Genomic DNA, 14,461 nt, shown 5'->3' on the forward strand with positions numbered 1-14,461 from the left:
CAGGGCACCGCGAAGCAGCCGACCCGCCGCCGCACTTCGGCCGCCGTGGCGGCGGGGCCCGCTCGCGCGGGGTCACCGTGGCCGTCACCGTGCCGGGCGGAGAAGCGGGCCGTCGTCGACAAGCTCGCGCGGTTGGGGCTCGTCGCCCGTGCCCCCGGCCCCGCCGGGGACCCCGTGCCCGCCCTCGGCGGCAACGGTGTCCCCGGCGGCCGTGCACGCTTCAGCGGGATGTGCCGGCCATCTCCGGGACCGGCGCGTCGAGGGCGTCGAGGCGGCGCAGGATGTCCTCCACCCGCTGCTTGGCGTCGCCGAAGAGCATCTGGGTGTTCTCCCGGAAGAACAGCGGGTTCTGCACGCCCGCGTACCCGGCGGCCATGGACCGCTTGAAGACGACCACGTTCGCCGCCTCCCACACGTGCAGCACCGGCATTCCGGCGATGGGGCTGGCCGGGTTGTCGGTGGCGGCCGGGTTGACGGTGTCGTTGGCGCCGATGACCAGGACGACCGAGGTGGCGGCGAAGTCGTCGTTGATCTCGTCCATCTCCAGGACGATGTCGTACGGCACGTTCGCCTCGGCGAGCAGCACGTTCATGTGCCCGGGCAGCCGGCCGGCCACGGGGTGGATGCCGAACCGCACCTCGACGCCCCGCTCGCGCAGCTTGCGCGCCAACTCCGCGACCGGGTACTGGGCCTGGGCGACGGCCATGCCGTAGCCCGGGGTGATGATCACCGAGGTGGCGTCGCGCAGGAGTTCCGCGGTCTCCTCGGCGCTGATCTCCCGGTGTTCGCCGTGCTCGCCGTCGTCGGCCGCGGCCGCCGGGGTGCCGAAGCCGCCCGCGATGACCGAGATGAAGGAGCGGTTCATCGCCTTGCACATGATGTACGACAGGTAGGCACCGGAGGAGCCGACCAGCGCGCCGGTGACGATGAGCAGGTTGTTGGCGAGCAGGAAGCCCGAGGCCGCGGCGGCCCAGCCGGAGTAGCTGTTGAGCATGGAGACGACCACCGGCATGTCACCGCCGCCGATGGAGGCGACCAGGTGCGCGCCGAGGGCGAGGGCGATCACCGTGACCGCGATGAGCAGGCCCATGTTGGGGCGGGCGACGAACGCGATGGTCAGCCCGACGAAGGCGACCAGGGCGCCGATGTTCAGGACGTGCTTGCCGGGCAGCGTCAGCGGGCGGGAGTCGATGCGCGCCGAGAGCTTCAGGTAGGCGACGACGGAGCCCGTGAAGGTGACGGCGCCGATGAACACCCCGATGAACACCTCGGCGTGATGGATGCCCAGCAGGGAACCGGAGAGTTCGGCGTCGACGTCGAGGTAGCCGTTCCAGCCGACGAACGCGGCGGCGAGGCCGACCAGGCTGTGCATGATGGCGATCAGCTCCGGCATGCCGGTCATCTCGACGACCCGGGCCCGCCACAGGCCGATGCCCGCGCCGACGGCCGTGGCTACGGCGATCAGCACGAGCCCGGTGGCGGTGATGCTGCGGGAGGCGAGACCGACCGTGGCGGCCAGGGCGACGACCATGCCCGCGATGCCCCAGACGACGCCCGAGCGGGAGGTCCGGTGCTGGGAGAGGCCGGCGAGGCTGAGGATGAACAGCAGCGCCGCGACGACGTAGGCGGCCTGGGCGGCCGTGTCTGTGGTCATCCGTGATCAGCCCTTCGAGAACATGCCGAGCATGCGGCGGGTGACGGCGAATCCGCCGAAGATGTTGATGCTCGCCAGCAGGATCGCGGCGAACGACAGCACGGTGACGGCGGTGTTCCCGTGCCCGATCTGGAGCAGCGCGCCGACCACGACGATCCCGGAGATGGCGTTGGTGACCGACATCAGCGGGGTGTGCAGGGCGTGGTGCACATTGCCGATGACGTAGAAGCCGATGACGATCGCCAGGACGAACACCGTGAAGTGGCCGAGGAGTTCACCCGGGGAGAAGGCCGTCACGAGGAACAGCGCGAGCGCTCCGGCGGCGACGAGGGCGTACGAGGACCAGGCGGGGCGTGCGGGCCTCGCCGGTGCCTCGGAGGAGGTCGGCGCGGGGTCCTTCGCACCGGTGGCGGCGGGCGCGGCGGACACCTGGACCGGGGGCGGCGGCCAGGTCTTCTCGCCGTCGCGGACCACGGTCATCGAGCGCTGCACCACGTCGTCGAAGTCGAGGACGAGCCGGCCGTCCTTGCCGGGCGTGAGCAGCTTCATCAGGTTGACGACGTTGGTGCCGTACAGCTGCGAGGCCTGGGCGGGGAGCCGGCCGGGCAGGTCGGTGTAGCCGATGATCGTCACGTCGTTGTCGGTGACGACGGCCTTCCCGGCGACCGTGCCCTCGACGTTGCCGCCCTGGGCGGCGGCCATGTCGACGATGACGCTGCCGGGCTTCATGCGCGCCACGTGCTCGGCGGTGAGCAGCCGCGGCGCGGGGCGGCCCGGGATGAGCGCGGTGGTGATGACGATGTCGACGTCGGCGGCCTGCTCGGCGTAGAGCTGCGCGGCGAGCCGGTCGTAGTCCTCCGACGTGGCCTTGGCGTAGCCGTCGGTGCTCACCTCCTGCTCGGCGGAGACCGTCAGGAACTCCCCGCCCAGCGAGCGGACCTGCTCGGCGACCTCGGGCCGGGGGTCGGTGGCCCGGACGACGGCGCCGAGGCTGCGGGCCGCGCCGATCGCCGCGAGCCCGGCCACGCCGGCCCCGGCGACCAGCACCTTGGCGGGCGGCACCTTGCCGGCGGCGGTCACCTGGCCGGTGAAGAAGCGGCCGAAGGCGTGCGCGGCCTCGACGACGGCCCGGTATCCGGCGATGTTCGCCATCGAGCTGAGGACGTCCAGGGACTGGGCGCGCGAGATGCGGGGCACGGCGTCCATGGCGAGCACGGTGATCGGCCGCCGGGCCAGCTCGTCGACCAGTTCCGGGTCGAGCGCGGGGCTGATCAGCGCGATCAGCGTCGCCCCGTCGCGCAGCCGGCCGATCTCCTCGCCGGAGGGCCCGTTGACCTTGAGCACGATCTCCGCCTGCCACGGGTCGCCGAGCCGGGCTCCCGCCTCCTCGTAGGCCGCGTCGGAGAAGCGGGACGAGGCCCCCGCTCCCGGTTCGACCACCACGTCGTACCCGAGTGCGGCAAGTCTCCCCACGGTGGCCGGTGTGGCCGCCACCCTGGTCTCGCCCGCAGTGGACTCGGCCGGTATGCCGATCCTCTGGGGTTCCGGTTCCGCTGGGACCATCGTCTGCCTCTCCCGTCGTTCGAGTGCCTGCACTCCTTGGTGCCCGCATCCTGCACGCTCGACGCCGAGTCCGTGGCGGGCCGTGGTCACATGGCCGAAGAGGTCGTCCTCACACCGCCGAGGGGTTGCCCTGCAACGCGTTCGGCGGTATCCGGTGTGCGCCCAGGGACGGAAGTCGTCTCCTGATGCGACCGTGCCGGGGCAGGCGCAGACTGACACTGTGAGCCACACGCGCCCGGGGCGCGGGACCGCGTCCCCTTCCCGATCCGCGCCTCAGCAGACTGTGGCGCTGGCGGCGATGATGTTCGCCGTCGCCATGACCTTCATCGACCAGACCATCGTGTCCATCGCGGCTCCGGACATCGTCCGCGAACTGGGCCTGTCCTCATCCGGGATGCAGTGGGTGGTCAACGCCTACCTGCTGGCCCTCGCGGCGTTCTTCGCCCTCGGCGGGCGCCTCGCGGACCTCTACGGGCCGCGCCGGGTCGTCGTCATCGGCACGCTGGTGTTCGTCGTCTCGTCGGTGCTGTGCGGCTGCGTCCCCGAGGGCGGCGCCGCGCAGACCTGGCTGATCGTGTTCCGCGCCACCCAGGGACTCGGGGCGGCCCTGCTCTTCCCCGCCGCCCTGGCCGTGGTGGTGGCGGTCTTCCCGGTCGAGCGACGCGGCCGCGCCCTCGCCCTGTTCTTCGGGGTCACCGGCGCCCTGACCGCCCTGGGCCCGCTCCTGGGCGGCTGGCTGACCAACTGGACCTGGCGCGCCGTCTTCTGGGTCAACGTGCCCGTGGCGATCGTGGCGCTGGTCCTGACCGCCCTGGCGCACCTCTCCGACCGGCGGCGGTCCGGCACCCTGGACGTCCGTGGCGCCGCCCTCGTCGCGGCCGGGATGGCCCTGAGCGTCCTCGGCTTCCAGCAGGCCTGGTCCTGGGGCTGGGACAGCTGGGCGACCTGGGTGTGCGTCGCGGGCGGCCTCGCGGTGCTCTGCGTGTTCGTCCGCTACGAGTGGCGGCAACCGCATCCGCTGATCGACCTGCGGGTCTTCCGGGACCGGGCGTTCACCATGGACGCGGCGGTGCTGTTCTTCGCGATGCTCGCCTTCGTCCCGCTGTTCTTCTTCGCCTCCGTGTACGCGCAGGTGTCCCTGAGCGCCTCGCCCAACCAGGCGGCGCTGTTCCTGCTGTACTTCTTCGCGGGCTTCGCGATCGCCTCGCAGTGGGGCGGCCGGATCCTCGACAAGCAGGGCGCGCGCCCGGCCCTGAAGCTCGGCACGGCCGTGGGCGCCGTCGGGTTCGCGCTGTGGGCGGGCGAGCTCACCCACCTGTCCATGCACGACCAGTGGCCGTACGCGGCGCTGGCCGGGGCCGGCATCGGCTTCATCCTCGCGCCCGCCTCGACGGACGCCGTCAACCGGGCCATCGGGGCGTCCTACGGCGAGGTCACCGGCATCACCCAGACCGTGCGCAACTACGCGGCCAGCGTGGGCCTGGCCGTCTACGGCACGATCCTCACGCATGTCACGACCCGCAACGTGGTGCACACCCTGGAGTCCCGGGGCGTGCCCGCAGGCGACGCGGACACCGTGGCCCGCGACGTCACCGAGTCCGTCACGGGCAACGGCGACTCCCGGCCGCCCACCGGCACCGGCCCCGCCGCCGACGCGACGCGGGACGCGATGGCCGCGATCCGCATGGACTTCGCCGAGGCCAACCAGTGGGTGTTCTACGGCATGGCCGTCGCCCTGGGCCTCGGGTTCCTGTGCGCCCTGCGCCACCCGGGCGGCAGGGCGGACACGGCCTCGCCGGTGGAGGAACCGGCCGTGCGGGCACACTGACCGCCGGATGAAAGCTCCCTCATCCGGGGCACAGCACCGGTTCATCAACGCCCCGCATCGTCGGGGCACATGAGCCCCGAGCAGTCCGTTCGACCTCTCCCGCCCGCGCCCGTACCCGAAGCCGCCGCCGAGCTGCGGCTGCTGACAAACCCGGACTGCGGCGCTCTGCTCGCCGCCGCCCTGGAGCCGTACGGCGGCCGGGTGCTGTCCTGGGCCGTCGACCAGGTCGACCACCGGCCCGGCCGCGGCTGCACCGCCGCCTACCGGGTCCAGGTCCGCGGACCCGACGGGCGGATCCACCAGGAGCGGATCGGAGCCCGGACCGGCCGGCTACCCCAGGGCACCACGGTGGTGGAGAACGGCACCACCCGGGTGGCGCTCTGGCGCTTCCCGTACGACCCGTGGCTGCCCGCCCTGCCCTCGGCCTGCGACCGGGCCGCGCTCGCCCGGCTGCTGCGGGACTCGGGCCACGGCTCCGGCCCCGCCCGGTACCGGGTGCGCGCCTACCGGCCCGGCCGCCGCGCCGTCATCGAGGCCGTCGGCGCCCGGGGGCGGCTGTTCCTCAAGGTGGTCCGGCCGGGACGCGTCGAGGAGCTGCACCGCCGTCACCGGCTGCTCACGGAGGCCGGCGTCCCGGCCCCGCCCAGCCTCGGCTACACACCGGACGGGCTGGTCGCCCTGGAGGCGCTGCCCGGCCGGACCCTGCGGCAGGCACTGCGCGACGGCAGCGGGCCGGTACCGTCCGCGCGGGCGGTCCTGGCTCTGCTCGACCGGCTCCCGCCGGAACTCGCCCAGGGCCCGCCGCGGCCGTCCTGGTGCGCCAGGGCTGCGCACTACGCCGCCGTGCTCGCCGCCGCCCTGCCCGAACGCGCCGCGCAGGCCGCCGAGTTGGCCGAGGAGATCGCCACGGGCACCGTCCCCGGGCCCCGCACCGCCGTCCACGGCGACCTGTACGAGAGCCAGTTGCTGGTGGCCGGCGGGCGCATCACCGGGCTGCTCGACGTGGACACGGCCGGGCCCGGTGAACGCGTCGACGACCTGGCCTGCCTGCTGGGCCATCTGTCCGTCCTCGCCCTGGTCGACCGGGCGCGCGCCGCGGTCGTCGGCCGGCTGGGCGCCGACTGCCTGGCCGTGTTCGAGGAGGAGGTCGACCCTGCCGAGCTGCGGCGCCGGGCGGCTGCCGTGGTGCTGTCCCTCGCCACAGGGCCGCACCGGGTGCAGGAGGCCGGCTGGCCCGCCGCCACCCGCGCCCGCCTGGACCTGGCGGGCGACTGGCTGCACGGGGCCCGCAGGGGCAACAGAGGCCGCCGGGGCCGCCGGGCCCATGAAGGCCCTCTCACCCTCGGCACATGGCCGCTTCATGGCGGCGGCGGACCGTTGTCAGTGGAAGCCGGACCGGAAGTGAAGGAGAACAGCTCATGCGTAACACCAGACCGTGGCGCGTCGTCGTCGCCGGTGCGGGCGCGACCGCCGTCCTCGCCGGACTGAGCGGCGTGGCGGTGGCCGCCGGGAACGGCATCGACCTGCGCGACAGGACCGAACCCGTCCAGGTCGTCGCCCCGCTCGACGACGACAGGGACGACGACTCCGGACCGGGCGGGGACGACGACTCCCGCCCCGACACGGACGACGACTCCGGGCTCGACAGCCCGGACTCCGACTCCTCCCCCGCCGACGACTCGGCCGACGACTCCGACGACAGCCCGGCAGATGCCGACGACACCGACGACTCCCACGACAGCCCAGCCGACTCCGACGACTCCGAGGACTCCGACGACACCGACGACTCCGACGACTGACCAGCCCCCACCGGCGGTCCGGCGTCACGCCCGTCGGGCCGCCTCAGCGCGTGAACAAGTCGGTCGTCCGCTCCTGGATCTCCCGTGGGGTCAGCTCCTCGATCGTCTGGGAGATCATCCAGAGATGGCCGAACGGGTCGGCGAGACGGCCGCCGCGCTGCCCGTAGTGCTGGTCGGCGACGGGGTACACCACCGTCGCCCCGCCCCGCAGCATGGCCTCGGCCACGGCGTCGGCGTCGGACACGTCCAGGGCCATGATCACGGGGCTGCCGCCGAGGGAGGGCGGCGCGGGGTCGGCGTCGTCGGCGTCCTTGACCGCGATCACGGCGTCGCCGAGACGCAGCATGGCGTGCACGATCCTCCCCCCGGGGTCGGTGTACCGCTCGATCTCCTCGGCACCGAGCGCGGCCCGGTAGAACTCGATGGCCCGCGGCCCGTCCGAGACCACGAGCCGGGCGTAGAGCCGGGTGATGGCTGGTTCGTCACTCAGATTGGTCATGCCCTCACGATCGCGCGTCCCGCGGGCCGGGGATTGTAGAAAACGGTCGGACGGGCAGGTCCGTCATCCGCCGAGCGGCACGTGGTTGCGTTCGAGCGGCGAGCGTGGGGCGTACGCGGTCGGGGTGATGCCCGCCAGCGCGCGGAACTCGTGGATCAGATGTGCCTGGTCGTGGTAGCCGCAGTCCGCGGCGAGAACCGCCCAGTCCGGCGCCCCGGGCCCGGCGTTCACGCGCCCGAGCAGCCGCTGGAAGCGCCGGATGCGGGCATACCGTTTGGGCGGGAGTCCCAGCTGTTCGGCGCAGTTGCGGGCCAGTCGCCGGGAGGTCCAGCCGAGCCGGTCGGCGACCTCGCCCACGGGCGTACCGCGGTCGAGCAGCATCGCCGCGCGGCGGACCGCCGGGTCGGGTTCCAGCGGGCGTGCCGCCTGCCTCAGCAGGACCTGCTCCACTTCTCGCAGGCAGGCCTCGGGGCCGCTGGAGGACAGGGCCGCCAGCAGCCGCTCGCGCAGCACCGCGCCGTCCGTGCCCCACAGCTCGTCGAGCCCCACCAGCTGGTCGCGGACCTCGGAGACCGGGGCGGTGAGGAAGGGGTACGCGCCCGCCGGGCGGAAGGCCACCCACACGACGGCGCGCTGCTGCGCCGGGTCGATCACGGCGGGCTCGCTGTACGGCCCCTGGACGGCCGCTCCCCGGGTGCGCCGCTCCGCGCCCCGCAGCGGCGACGAGGACAGCGCGTCCCCGTCCAGGTTCACCAGCAGCTGCGCCCCGCCCGTCGGCAGGGCCAGCTCGGCGGAGTGCCCGAACCGCCCCGCCGCATAGCCCAGCGCCCCGATCAGCGGCAGGAGCGCGGGCGCCGACGGCCGGACCGTGAGCGCGACGGCCCGCTCCCCGGCGAGAGCGCTCGACGGTGCCGCCGGACCGCTGGTCGCGGGACCGCCCGTGCGTGCCATGCGTCCAGCCTACGGCCGGGCTACGACACGGCACCCGGCGTCGTGGTCTCCTAGGGCCTGTCGTTTGGATCAGGTCGCAGGGAAGTGACGGTGCTATTCAGTGCCGGTGAGCGGGGTCTGGTGCGTGCAGCTGCAAGGCGGAGGAGGGCGTCGACGCGGAGCGTCGGCAACCGACGACAACGCGGCAGATGCGCGTGCCAGACCCCGCGTCTGCGGCGTGATCCAAACGACAGGCCCTAGCAGTCGCGCACGCTCACGAACCGAGGAGGCAGCGATGGAGCCGGGCGCCGCCCTCGATCCGCTGGACCTGAAGCTGCTGCAGGCGCTCCAGCTGGACGGGCGGGCGCCGTTCAGCCGGATCGCGCAGGTGCTCGGGGTCTCCGACCAGACCGTCGCCCGGCGGTACCGGCGGCTGCGCAGCCGCGCCCGGCTGAAGGTGCTCGGCGTGACCGACGAGAACCGCCTCGGCCGCAGCAGCTGGATCGTCCGGCTGCGCTGCACCCCGGACGCGGCCGAGCAGCTGGCGGGCGCGCTCGCCCGGCGCCGGGACACCTCGTACGTCAGCCTGAACTCCGGCGGCACCGAGGTGATGTGCATGATGAAGCCGCGCAGCCGGGAGGCCCGCGACGAACTCCTCCTCGACCGGCTCCAGCGCACCCCGCGCGTCACGTCGGTCAGCGCCCACTGCGTCCTGCACCCCTTCTACGGCGGCGCGCTCGGCTGGCTCAACAAGGCCGACGCCCTCTCCCCCGACGAGGAGGCGGCGCTGCGTCCCCCGCCCGTCGCGACGCCCGCCGGCCCGGTCGCCCTGGACGCGGACGACGAGTCGCTGATCGACGTCCTGCGGCACGACGGCCGCGCCACGCTCACCGAACTCCAGGCGGCCACGGGCCAGACGGAGTCCATGGTCAAGCGGCGCCTGGAACGGCTGCGGTCCACCGGCGTCCTCTACTTCGACATCCAGCACGACGCGAGTTCGCTCGGCCACGAGGTGGAGTCCATCCTGTGGCTGACGGTGGCCCCGGCCTCCCTCGCCTCCGTCGGCCGCGTCCTCGCGGAGCACCCCCAGGTCCCCTTCGCCGCGGCCGTCACCGGCCGGGCCAACATCTTCGCCGCGAGCCTGCACCGCGGCGCCGGGGACCTGTACACGTACCTGAGCGAGAAGATCGGCGCCCTGGAAGGCGTCCAGTCCGTCGAGACCGTCCTGACGCTGCGCCGCATCAAGCAGCTCTCCTACGAACCCAGGCGCACCGGCTCCTCCTAGTGTTCGCCCACCGCCAGCCACACCGCCTGGTCCGGGCCCAGCACGCCGTCCGCCAGGGGGCCGCTGGAGAGGAGGAGCGCGGAGTGGCCGGGCAGTGCGTACGGCTCGGCCGAAAGGTTGACCACGCAGAGGAACCCCGGGTCGCGGCTGAAGGACAGGACCCCCTCCGGGGCGTCCCGCCAGGTCATGGTGCCGTCGCCGAGGGCGGCGTGGTCGCGGCGGATGCGCAGGGCCGTGCGGTACAGCTCCAGCATGGAGGCCGGGTCGCCGGTCTGGGCCTCGACGCTCAGCGGCGCCCAGTCGGCCGGCTGGGGAAGCCAGGGGGTGGCGCCGGCGGGGCCGAAGCCGTACGGGGGTGCCTGGCCGGACCAGGGGATCGGGACGCGGCAGCCGTCGCGGCCCCGGTCGGTGTGGCCGGAGCGCTCCCATATCGGGTCCTGGAGGGCCGACTCGGGCAGGTCCTCGACCTCGGGCAGGCCGAGTTCCTCGCCCTGGTAGACGTAGGCGCCGCCGGGCAGGGCGAGCATCAGCAGGGCGGCGGCGCGGGCGCGCCGAGTGCCGAGTTCGAGGTCGAGGGGGCCTTCGGGTTCGTACCGCGCGTTGGCGAGCCAGCTCCGCGCGGCGCTGCGGCCGTAGCGGCTGGGGTGGCGCATCACGTCGTGGTTGGAGAGGACCCAGGTGGCCGGTGCGCCCACCGCGCCGAGCATGGCGAGGGAGTCGTCGATGACGGCGCGCAGGTCCTTGGCGTCCCAGCCGCACATCAGGAAGTCGAAGTTGAAGGCGGTGTGCAGGCCGTCCCGGCGGACGTAGGCGGCGAGGCGTTCCGGGGTGTCCGCCCAGGCCTCGGCGACGAAGGAGCGGTCGCCGGGGAACTCGTCGGCGACCTTGCGCCAGGCGCGGTAGATCTCGTGCACCTCGTCCCGGTCCCAGTGCGGATGGTCGAGGTGCCGCCGGACCTCGTCCCGGCGGGTGAGCGGTCCCACCACGGCCGGTTCCGCGCGGGGCGGGAGATCGGGCAGCTCGGGGTGCTTGACCAGGCCGTGGGCGACGTCGATGCGGAAGCCGTCGACGCCGCGGCTGAACCAGAACCGCAGGATGGACTCGAACTCGGCCCGTACCTCGGGGTGCTGCCAGTTGAGGTCGGGCTGCTGGGGTGCGAAGAGGTGCAGGTACCAGTCGCCGTCGGGCAGCCGGGTCCAGGCCGGGCCGCCGAAGCAGGAGACCCAGTCGTTCGGCGGCTGGGCCCCGTCGGGGCCGCGGCCGGGGCGGAAGACGTAGCGTTCGCGTTCCGGGCTGCCGGGGCCGGCGGCCAGCGCCGCCCGGAACCAGGCGTGCTGGTCGGAGGTGTGGTTGGGCACGATGTCGGGGATGACGCGGATCCCGTGCGCGTGCGCTTCCTCGATGAGTTGCTCGGCGTCGGCCAGGGTGCCGAACAGCGGGTCGATGGCGCGGTAGTCGGCGACGTCGTAGCCGTGGTCGGCCATGGGCGACTTGTACCAGGGGTTGATCCAGACGGCGTCCACGCCCAGCGACTTCAGATAGGGCAGGCGGGCGCGGAGGCCGGCGATGTCGCCGACGCCGTCGCCGCTGCCGTCGGCGAAGCTGCGGATGTAGACCTGGTAGATGACGGCACTGCGCCACCAGGGTGCGGGACGGGGCATGTCACTCCTCACAAGAGGACGGGGGCGGTGGCTACTTGGCCGCGCCGGCGGTGAGCCCGGCGACGATCCGGCGCTGGAAGAGCAGCACCATGACCACCAGCGGAATGGTCACGACGACGCCCGCGGCCATCTGGCTGCCGAACGGCGTCTGGTAGGTGGTGGCGCCGGAGAACTTGGAGATGGCGACCGTCGCGGTCTGCATGCCGGGCTTGTTGGTCATCGACAGGGCGATGAGGAACTCGTTCCAGGCGGCGATGAACGTGATGATCGCGGTGGTGAAGATGCCCGGCGCGGCGAGCGGCACGATCACCTTGCGGAAGGCCTGGCCGCGTGTGCAGCCGTCGACCATCGCGGCGTGCTCCAGCTCGTCCGGCATCTGCCGGAAGAACGTGGTCAGGTTCCACACCGCCAGCGGCAGGGTGAAGGACATGCTGGGCACGATCATGGACTGGTAGGTGTTGATCCAGCCGATGTCGGTGAACAGCTTCAGCAGCGGCACGACGATCGACACCACCGGGAACATCGACGTGGCGATGATCAGTGTGAGGATCAGCCGCTTGAAACGGAACTCCAGCCGGGCCATCGCGTACGCGGTGAAGGTCGCCAGCAGCAGGGACAGCGCGGTCGTGACGCCCGCGACGATCAGGCTGTTGAGCAGCGCCCTGGTGAAGCCCTGGGCCGGGCTGAAGACGGACCGGTAGTTCTCGAAGGACAGCGGGGAGGGCAGCAGCGAGGTGCTGAAGATGTCGCTGGTGCTGCGGAGGCTGGAGACCAGCATCCAGTAGAACGGGGCCAGGCAGTAGGCCACCACCGCGGCGATGCCCAGATACGGCAGCCACTGCCGCCACTTGGCCGTGAGGATCATGCCGTCACCTCCCGTGCCTTGCGCGGCCTGCTCTTTCTCGCGCCGCCCACTTCTCCGATGAGGTCGGCGCCGAGCAGCCGGACGAAGGCGAGCGCGATGAGGAAGACGTAGAGGAAGAGCAGGACCGCGTAGGCGGAGGCCGGTCCGAAGCGGACGTTGGACGCCTCGTTCTGGGCGAGCATCGACAGGGTCTCCACGGAGCCCTTCTGCGCGCCGATGAGGATGTAGGGCAGGTCGAACATCCGCAGCGCGTCCAGGCAGCGGAACAGCACCGCCACCAGCAGCGCGGGCTTCACCAGCGGCAGCGTGATGCGCCAGAACTGCTGGAGGGCGCTCGCCCCGTCGAGCCGGGCCGCCTCGTAGACCTCCTTCGGGACGACCTGGAGGCCGGCCAGGACGAGCAGTCCGATGAAGGGGGCGGTCTTCCACACGTCGGCGATGACGACCGCGACCTTGGCGGAGAAGCCGTCGGCGGTCCACAGGACCTGGTGGCCGAGGAGGACGTTGGCGATGCCGTCGGCGTTGAAGATCCACTTCCAGAGCAGTCCGGAGATGGCGGTGGGGATCGCCCAGGGCACGAGGATGCTGGCCCGCACCAGGCCGCGGCCGCGGAACGCCTTGTGCATGATGAGGGCCATGGCCACGCCGATCACGGTCTCCAGCGACACCGTGACGACGGTGAAGAACGTGGTGTTCCAGAAGGCGTTCCAGAAGCGGTCGCCGGCCTGGGTGAAGATGTCGGTGTAGTTCTTCAGGCCGACGAACGGCTCGGTGTTGCTGATGAATCCGGTTTTGGGGTCCAGTCCCCTGGTCCCGTAGAGGGACTCGTCGAGCGCCATGAGTGTGGGGTAGATGACGACGATGGTCAGCACGAGCAGGGTCGGGGAGACCAGCAGTGCGGCCAGCCGGCCGGAGCCGGCGGTGGCGCGGGAGCGCGGGCGCCGCGTGGCCGTGGGCCGCCCGGGGCGGCGGGTGGCCGCCGTCCCGGGCACGGCCGCGGTGGTGTCGAGCGGGATCGTGGTGTCGGCCATGATCCGCACCCTCACTGGGCCGTCAGCTTCTGGAGGTCGGCCTGGAGGTCCTTGAGCGCCTGGGCGCTGCTCTTCTTGCCGGTGAGGGCGGCGTAGACCTCGTTCTGGATCGCGGCGGTGACGTCGCCGTACTGCACGACGCGGGGGCGCGGGACGGCCTTGGTGATGGACTGCTTCAGGTCGGGCAGGTACGGATACTGCTTGTCCAGCGCCGCGTTGTCGTACAGGTTGGCGTAGGGCGGGGCGAGGGAGGCGTTCTTGAGGAAGTAGGTGGCGCTCTCCTCGCTGGTGAAGAACTTCATGAAGTCCAGGGCCGTGGCCTTGTTCTTGGCGAAGGACGACAGGGCCAGGTTGGCTCCGCCGAGGCTGGAGGCGCCGGGGCCGTTCAGGCCGGGCAGGGGCGCGACGGCGAACTTGCCCTTGATGGCGCTCTTCTGGGCCAGGGAGTACACGTAGGGCCAGTTGTTGAGGAAGATCAGCTTGCCGGACTGGAAGGCCTGGCGGCCGTCCTCCTCCTGGTAGGTGATGGCCTCCTTGGGGATCGTCCCGTCCTTGAAGGACTTGACGAGGAAGTCGAGGCCCTTCTTCGCCTGCGGGGTGTCGACGTCCGGCTTGCCGCTCGCGTCGGTGATCTGGCCGCCCGCGGAGTTCACGGCCTCGGCGAAGTTCACCGTGAGGCCCTCGTACTTCTGGAACTGCCCGGCGTAGCAGGACATGTTCTTCGCCTCGGGGAGCTGCTTCACCTTGGCGCAGTCGGCGGTCATCTGCGCCCAGGTGGTGGGGGGTTGGGTGATGCCGGCCTTCTTCAGCAGGTCGGTGCGGTAGAACAGCAGGCCGCCGTTGGAGCTGGCGGGGACGGCGTAGAGCGTGCCGCGGTACTTGCCGGTCTCCACGACCGGCTGGAGCATCCTGCCGAGCGGGAACTGCTGCGCGGGCAGCGGCTCGATCCACTGGTGGGCGGCGAACTCCGACGTCCACACGACATCGGTGGCCAGCACCGTGTAGGCGTCGGACTTCGTCTCCGCGTTCTGGATCATCTGCTGGCGCTGCGAGTCGGCGTCCGTGGGCAGCTGGATGAAGGTGACCTTCTCCTTCGGGTGGGCCTTGTTCCAGCGGTTGATGATCGTCTGGACGGTGCCGGTGGTGTCCTTGCCCGCGACGTACGTGATGGGGCCGCGGCCCTTGAACGTCGCCGGTGCGGCCTGCGCGGAGCCGGAGCCGCTGCCGCCGGACGAGCCGCAGGCGGTGAGGAGGAGCCCGGCGGCGGCGATCGTCGCGGAACACCGGATCGCTCTGGCGATGCTGTTCTTCACTGTCTCTCCTGGTCGTGACGTACCGAAGTCGTG

General features: G+C 72.3%; 12 protein-coding genes. 4 read left to right on the top strand and 8 right to left on the bottom strand.

Annotated elements, in window-relative coordinates:
• Nucleotides 1–220: 220 nt before the first annotated feature.
• A complete protein-coding gene (gene pntB, locus IE255_RS18565) occupies nt 221–1,654 on the bottom strand; it encodes a Re/Si-specific NAD(P)(+) transhydrogenase subunit beta (protein ID WP_190051429.1) in 1,434 nt (477 codons plus the stop codon).
• 6 nt (nt 1,655–1,660) lie between these two features.
• On the bottom strand, nt 1,661–3,217 hold the full coding sequence (locus tag IE255_RS18570) for a Re/Si-specific NAD(P)(+) transhydrogenase subunit alpha (protein ID WP_190051430.1): 1,557 nt from the start codon (nt 3,215–3,217) through the stop codon (nt 1,661–1,663).
• Nucleotides 3,218–3,515: 298 nt separating this feature from the next.
• Here IE255_RS18570 and IE255_RS18575 point away from each other — a divergent pair, with 298 nt between their 5' ends.
• The 3 genes from IE255_RS18575 (at nt 3,516) to IE255_RS18585 (ending at nt 6,844) form a co-directional block, all read left to right on the top strand.
• The gene (locus IE255_RS18575; RefSeq protein WP_190051431.1) at nt 3,516–5,045 is read left to right on the top strand and encodes an MFS transporter; all 1,530 of its coding nucleotides are present in this window, start codon (nt 3,516–3,518) and stop codon (nt 5,043–5,045) included.
• A gap of 69 nt (nt 5,046–5,114) precedes the next feature.
• Entirely contained in the window at nt 5,115–6,533 is a 1,419-nt protein-coding gene (locus IE255_RS18580) for a phosphotransferase (RefSeq protein WP_190051432.1), read from the top strand.
• Nucleotides 6,464–6,844, top strand: a complete 381-nt coding sequence (locus IE255_RS18585) for a hypothetical protein (RefSeq protein WP_190051433.1) — start codon at nt 6,464–6,466, stop codon at nt 6,842–6,844. The genes IE255_RS18580 and IE255_RS18585 overlap by 70 nt, the downstream gene beginning before the upstream one ends.
• A 43-nt stretch (nt 6,845–6,887) precedes the next feature.
• On the opposite strand, the gene IE255_RS18590 is transcribed toward IE255_RS18585, so the two are convergent.
• Together IE255_RS18590 and IE255_RS18595 are read right to left on the bottom strand one after the other, a co-directional pair.
• Nucleotides 6,888–7,343: a VOC family protein gene (locus IE255_RS18590; protein WP_190051434.1), complete on the bottom strand. Its 456-nt coding sequence runs from the start codon at nt 7,341–7,343 to the stop codon at nt 6,888–6,890.
• 63 nt (nt 7,344–7,406) lie between these two features.
• Nucleotides 7,407–8,294: a helix-turn-helix domain-containing protein gene (locus IE255_RS18595; RefSeq protein ID WP_190051435.1), complete on the bottom strand. Its 888-nt coding sequence runs from the start codon at nt 8,292–8,294 to the stop codon at nt 7,407–7,409.
• 274 nt (nt 8,295–8,568) lie between these two features.
• On the opposite strand from IE255_RS18595, the gene IE255_RS18600 reads away from it, so the two are divergent.
• Nucleotides 8,569–9,558, top strand: a complete 990-nt coding sequence (locus tag IE255_RS18600) for an Lrp/AsnC family transcriptional regulator (protein ID WP_190051436.1) — start codon at nt 8,569–8,571, stop codon at nt 9,556–9,558.
• On the opposite strand, the gene IE255_RS18605 is transcribed toward IE255_RS18600, so the two are convergent.
• Genes IE255_RS18605 through IE255_RS18620 form a run of 4 tightly spaced genes read right to left on the bottom strand, consistent with a single transcriptional unit; the run spans nt 9,555 to nt 14,428 of the window.
• A complete protein-coding gene (locus tag IE255_RS18605) occupies nt 9,555–11,219 on the bottom strand; it encodes a glycoside hydrolase family 13 protein (RefSeq protein WP_190051437.1) in 1,665 nt (554 codons plus the stop codon). The two genes, IE255_RS18600 and IE255_RS18605, sit on opposite strands and share 4 nt — an antisense overlap.
• A 31-nt stretch (nt 11,220–11,250) precedes the next feature.
• Entirely contained in the window at nt 11,251–12,084 is an 834-nt protein-coding gene (locus tag IE255_RS18610; RefSeq protein WP_190051438.1) for a carbohydrate ABC transporter permease, read from the bottom strand.
• Nucleotides 12,081–13,115, bottom strand: a complete 1,035-nt coding sequence (locus tag IE255_RS18615) for a carbohydrate ABC transporter permease (protein ID WP_190051439.1) — start codon at nt 13,113–13,115, stop codon at nt 12,081–12,083. The genes IE255_RS18610 and IE255_RS18615 overlap by 4 nt, the downstream gene beginning before the upstream one ends.
• Nucleotides 13,116–13,126: 11 nt before the next feature.
• Nucleotides 13,127–14,428 (bottom strand): ABC transporter substrate-binding protein, encoded by a 1,302-nt coding sequence (locus IE255_RS18620; RefSeq protein ID WP_190051440.1) that lies wholly within the window; start codon nt 14,426–14,428, stop codon nt 13,127–13,129.
• Nucleotides 14,429–14,461: the final 33 nt, after the last annotated feature.

It is taken from the genome of Streptomyces lomondensis (assembly GCF_014651035.1).
In the GTDB taxonomy this organism is placed as follows: Bacteria; Actinomycetota; Actinomycetes; order Streptomycetales; family Streptomycetaceae; genus Streptomyces; species Streptomyces lomondensis.